The sequence below is a fragment of the uncultured Novosphingobium sp. genome, assembly GCF_964277725.1.
Classification (GTDB): domain Bacteria; phylum Pseudomonadota; class Alphaproteobacteria; order Sphingomonadales; family Sphingomonadaceae; genus Novosphingobium; species Novosphingobium fluoreni.
The window spans coordinates 1-5402 of the sequence record NZ_CAXYKL010000205.1 but is presented as its reverse complement, the minus strand read 5'-3'; the positions used below and the strand labels follow the sequence as shown (position 1 = coordinate 5402).

Sequence of the window (5402 nt, the reverse complement as noted above, 5' to 3'; positions counted from 1 at the left end):
CTTGTCCAGCAATACGTGTCGGTCCAGAAATCCAATCTCTGGCTGCTGGATGTCCGCTCGGGCAAGCTCACGCCTCTGGGCGATCATGCTGCCTCCGTTTCGTATGGCGAGGCCGCCTTCGCGCCTGACGGCACAATCTGGGTAACCAGCGACGAGGGTTCGGATTTTCAGCGCCTGGGCACGATCGACCGGCGAGCCGGGCGGTTCACTCCCCGCTCGACCGAAGCGAAATGGGATGTCGAAAGTTTCGAGATCGCGCGCGATGGATCATACGTCGCCTACGTGCTGAACGACAACGGCAGTTCGCGGCTGAAGCTGCTGGACCCGAAAACCGGAGCGGCCAGGGAAGCGCGCAATCTGCCCCTAGGCACGATCGGCGGACTGGAAGCGGGACCGGACGGACGGCTGGCTTTTTCGCTGAGTTCCGCCAAGGTCCCGACGGACGCGTTCACCCTGGACCCCGCATCGTTGCAGGCGACACGCTGGACGCAGAGCGAAACCGGGGGACTGGACGCCGCTCGCAATCCTGAAGCCGAGCTGGTCGAGGTCAAGAGTTTCGATGGGGAGACGGTTTCGGGCTTCCTTTATCGTCCCGATCCAAAGAAATTCCCGGGCAAACGCCCGCTGGTCGTCAGCATCCACGGTGGGCCCGAAGGGCAGTACACCCCCGGTTTTCGCGGGGCGAGCAATTACCTGACGAACGAGTTGGGCATCGCTGTGTTCGCGCCGAACGTGCGGGGCTCCACCGGCTTCGGCAAGCGCTTCGTCAGCCTCGACAATGGGCCGTTCAAGCGCGAGGATTCGGTGAAGGATATCGGCGCGTTCCTGGATCGCCTGCAGCGCGATCCCCGCATCGATGCTAAGCGCATGGCCGTGAACGGCGGCTCGTATGGCGGGTACATGTGCTATGCTTCCGCGATCCGCTACGGCGATCGCCTTAAGGCGGCCGACTGCATCGTGGCCATTAGCAACTTCGTGACTTTTCTGGAGAACACCCAAAGCTACCGTCGAGACTTGCGCCGGGTCGAATATGGCGATGAGCGCGATCCGGCACAGCGGGCGAAGTTGACCGCGATTTCTCCGCTCACCAGCGTGAACAAGCTGAAGATTCCCTTGCTCGTGGTAACCGGCAGCAACGACCCCCGCGTGCCCGAGAGCGAGGCCAACCAGATCGTCGCGGCGGTGCGCGGGAATGGCGGTACGGCGTGGCACCTTGTCGGCAAGAACGAAGGCCACGGCTTCGCCAAGAAGGAGAACCGGGACTACCAGAGCTGGGTGGAAACCATGTTCTGGCGCAAGTATCTGCTCGGCCAATAGGCTGGTACTGCACCGTCTTTGCAAATTCGTGCGGGTGGCTTATATGCCGTCCGCGAAAGCCCCGGCCGAGCAGTTCGCGTGAATACGCTCTGCGCGCGCCGGGGTCCGCTTTTTCGGTGCAGTGTTTCGAGTAAGGATTTGCCCATGTCCCGCAGACGCCAAATCTACGAAGGCAAGGCGAAGATCCTCTACGAAGGCCCTGAGCCCGGCACTCTGATCCAGTATTTCAAGGATGATGCCACAGCGTTCAACGCGCAGAAAAAGGGCACGATCCAGGGTAAGGGCGTGATCAACAACCGCATCAGCGAGTATGTGTTCACCCGCCTCAATCACATTGGCGTACCCAACCACTTCATTCGCCGCTTGAACATGCGCGAGCAGTTGGTGCGCCAGGTGGAGATCATCCCGATCGAGGTCGTGGTGCGCAACGTCGCCGCCGGATCGATCTCGAAGCGCCTTGGCATTCCGGAAGGGGAGCCGCTGCCGCACACCCTGCTGGAATACTACTACAAGGATGACGCGCTGGGCGATCCGATGATCGCCGAAGAGCATATCTCGTGCTTCGGCTGGGCCACCAATGAAGAGATGCAGGACATCTCGGCACTGGCGATCCGCGTGAACGACTTCCTCTGCGGCATGTTCGCGGCCATCAATATCCGCCTGATCGACTTCAAGCTGGAATTCGGTCGCATCTGGGACGGTGAATACAGCCGCGTGATCCTCGCCGACGAGATCAGCCCTGACGGCTGCCGCCTGTGGGATATGGTCACGGGTGAGAAGCTGGATAAGGACCGCTTCCGCCAGGACCTGGGCGGCGAGGAAGAGGCCTATCAGGAAGTCGCGCGGCGCCTGGGCGTGCTGCAGGACGATCCGGGCCCGAGCGAGGTTTTCGACCTGACCGCTCATCGTGGCAAGCTGCGGGGCGGCAAGAGCACCACGAAGTAAACTGCCGCAACGTAACGGCTTATCGTCTCTGCCTAGACCTTGAGCCACTTGGCAAAGCAGGCGTGTTGGGGCAAGCGGATCGTCATGCGGTTCCGCCCCTTCGCGTTCTTCGTCCTCGTCAGCCTTGTCTCTCCCGGATCACTTCAGGCCCGTGATACGGCCCCTGCCGCGGATGATACGCAGTGGGCGTTCGGCACCAGCGACATCGCGCCAGACCCTTCGTTCCGCTTTGGTCGGCTGCCGAACGGAATGCGCTATGTCATACGGCGCAACGCCACGCCTGCGGGTACCGCGCTGGTGCGGATGGACATCGCCGTCGGCTCGCTGGATGAGAGCAAAAAAGAGCGCGGTTTCGCGCATTTTGTAGAGCACATGGCTTTCAACGGCAGCACGCACATCGCCGAGGGCGAGATGGTGCGGCTGCTGGAACGGCACGGCCTGGCCTTCGGCGCGGACACCAACGCGTCCACCAGCTTCGACCGCACGCTCTACAAGCTGGACTTACCGACCAACGACCCGGCCCTGATCGACACCGCGTTGATGCTGATGCGCGAAACCGCCAGCGAATTGACGATCGCCCCCGCCGCCGTAGCGCGCGAACGCGGCGTGATCCTGGCCGAGATGCGCGACCGGAACACCTGGCAGCTACGCGACACGATCGCCAACACGCAATTTCTCTACCCGAAATCCCGCTTTGCCCTGCGTTTTCCCATCGGCGTTGCCGAGACGATCGAGGGCGCAGACGCCAAGCGGCTGCGGGCATTCTACCGCCGGGAATATACGCCAGCTAAGACTACGCTGGTGGTGATCGGAGACTTCGATCCGGTGGTGGTGGAGCAGACCATCAAGGCGCGCTTTGCAGACTGGCAGGCAGGCAAGGCCGTCACCCAGCCTAGCGCCGGCCCGATCGTGGCGAAGGATCGCGATCGCACTACGATCTACATCGACCCAGCCGTTTCCGAACGCATCACCATGGTGCGTAATGGCGCTTGGCTTGATGAGCCAGACACGATCCGCCAGCGCCAGGAAAGCCTGCTGCGCCAGATCGGCTATGATATCGTCAACCGCCGTTTCCTGCGCCTTTCCCGCCAGGAGGACCCTCCGTTTCGTGGAGCAGGCTTTGGTACCGGGGACGTGTTCGAGGCAGGACGCTCCACGCGGCTGATCGTGGATACCGTGGATCGCAAATGGCGGCGCGGAATGATTGCGGCTGCGCGGGAATATCGCCGCGCGCTGATCTACGGCTTTTCGAAGCCGGAAGTGGCCGAACAGGTCGCCAACATCCGCACCGCGCTGGAAGATGCGGCCGCCATGTCCGACACGCGCAGCAACACGGCCCTGTCCGGCGTGGCGCTGGCCTTGGTGCAGGACCGCGTGGTTCCTTCCCGACCTGAGGACGTGCTGGCCCGCTTCCGCGTCTTCATGCCCCAGATCACGCCGGAGGCCGTCCTCGCAGCGATGAAGCGGGAAGCCTTGGAGGTGGCCGATCCGCTGATACGTTTTCGCGGCCGGTATGATCCGGCAGGCGGTGCGCCTGCCATCCGCGCCGCGTGGGACGAGGCGATGAAGGCGGAGGTGGCGCAGATGAGTTCCACCGATCTCGCCGGCTTTGCCTATACCGATTTCGGCCCGGCAGGTGTCGTGGCAACAGATACGCGCGAGCCTGCTCTTGGCATTCGGCAGGTTCGCTTTGCCAATGGTGTGATGCTAAATCTGAAGAAGACGGCGCTGGAAAAAGACCGGGTGCGCGTAACCATATCGGTCGACGGTGGGGACAAGCTGGACACCAAGGCCAATCCGCTCGCCACGGAAATGATGCCCTTTCTGGACGAAGGCGGCCTAGGCAAGCACAGCACCGATGATCTGCAAACGATCCTGGCCGGTCACAGCGTCAGCGATACTTTCGGCACCGGCGATACGAGTTTCGATGCGCGCGCGATCACCACGCCCCGCGACTTGGAATTGCAGCTTCAGCTTTGGACGGCGATGCTGACCGACCCCGGCTATCGGGCCGAAGGCGAAGTGCAATATCGCCACAACATGAACAATTATTTCGAGCAATTGCGCGCGACCCCAAGTTCGGCGTTGCGAGCGGATCTGGGCGGCATTCTCTCTGGAAACGATCCGCGTTTCACGCTGCAGGACGTAAAGGCCTATCGCGCGCTGACCTTTGCCAAGTTGAAGCGCGATATCTCCGATCGGCTCGCCCACGGCGCAATAGAGGTCGGCATCGTGGGTGATATCTCGGAAGAAGAGGCGATCGCGCTCGTCGCCACTACCTTGGGTGCCCTGCCCAAGCGCGAACCGGACTTTGGCGACGGCAAGGATCGGGCCGAGCGCATATTTACCGCCGACAGGCTTCCCCGCGTGATCCGCCACACCGGCCCGGGCAATCAGGCTCTGCTGCGCCTTACTTGGCCGACGCGGGACGATGCCGATCCCGACGAAACGCTGAAGCTGGCGATGCTGGAACGCGTGGTGCGGATCGAATTGACCGACACTCTGCGCGAGACATTGGGTAAGGCCTACTCGCCCACCGCGGCCAGTTCCCTTTCACGCGCCTGGCCCGGCTACGGGACGTTCGGGATCGCTGCCTCGGTCGACGTTGCCGACATCAAGCAGACGCGGATGGCCATCATCCGCACACTTAACCAATTACGCGATGCTCCCGTGGACGCCGATGTGCTGCAGCGCGCGCGCCAGCCATTGCTTGAAAGCGTGCAAAACAGCCTCAAGACCAATGACGGGTGGATCGCCTTGGTAGATCGTGCGCAGACCCAGGCCGATCGCATCCAGCGCCAGATTGCCGCCAAGAATCGCCTTGCGACTATTTCCGCGCAGGACGTGCAGACGATGGCGCTGCGGTATCTGGAACCGGCCCAGGGGCTCGAAGTGGTCGTCCTGCCCAAAGGCCTGACACCCTCGGGATCATGGACGACCGCGTTGCGCGAGTCCGGTCAGAGCCGCTCCAGCGTGGGGATCAGCTCGTCGAAATGATCGATCACCGCCGTCGCGCCTAACTCGGCGGGCGGCAGATCGTTGAAACCGAAGCTGACGGCAACACACGGCAGCCCGGCGGCACGGGCTGCACCCGTATCATACGTAGTATCGCCCACGTAAGCCGCCCGCCCGGCAACGCC

4 protein-coding genes are annotated in these 5402 nt (G+C 62.6%); 3 read left to right on the top strand and 1 reads right to left on the bottom strand.

The window, feature by feature from the left end; genetic code table 11:
• From ACHWRX_RS11810 to ACHWRX_RS11800, 3 genes are all read left to right on the top strand, one after another.
• On the top strand, positions 1–1317 hold a 1317-nt coding region (locus tag ACHWRX_RS11810; RefSeq protein ID WP_394659358.1), incomplete at its 5' end, for a S9 family peptidase.
• 144 nt (positions 1318–1461) lie between these two features.
• The gene (gene purC, locus ACHWRX_RS11805; protein ID WP_058737736.1) at positions 1462–2262 is read left to right on the top strand and encodes a phosphoribosylaminoimidazolesuccinocarboxamide synthase; all 801 of its coding nucleotides are present in this window, start codon (positions 1462–1464) and stop codon (positions 2260–2262) included.
• An 84-nt stretch (positions 2263–2346) separates the two neighbouring features.
• The gene (locus tag ACHWRX_RS11800) at positions 2347–5259 is read left to right on the top strand and encodes a M16 family metallopeptidase (RefSeq protein WP_394659357.1); all 2913 of its coding nucleotides are present in this window, start codon (positions 2347–2349) and stop codon (positions 5257–5259) included.
• Here ACHWRX_RS11800 and ACHWRX_RS11795 read toward each other — a convergent pair.
• On the bottom strand, positions 5220–5402 hold a 183-nt coding region (locus ACHWRX_RS11795; RefSeq protein WP_394659356.1), incomplete at its 5' end, for an HAD hydrolase-like protein. The genes ACHWRX_RS11800 and ACHWRX_RS11795 overlap by 40 nt on opposite strands.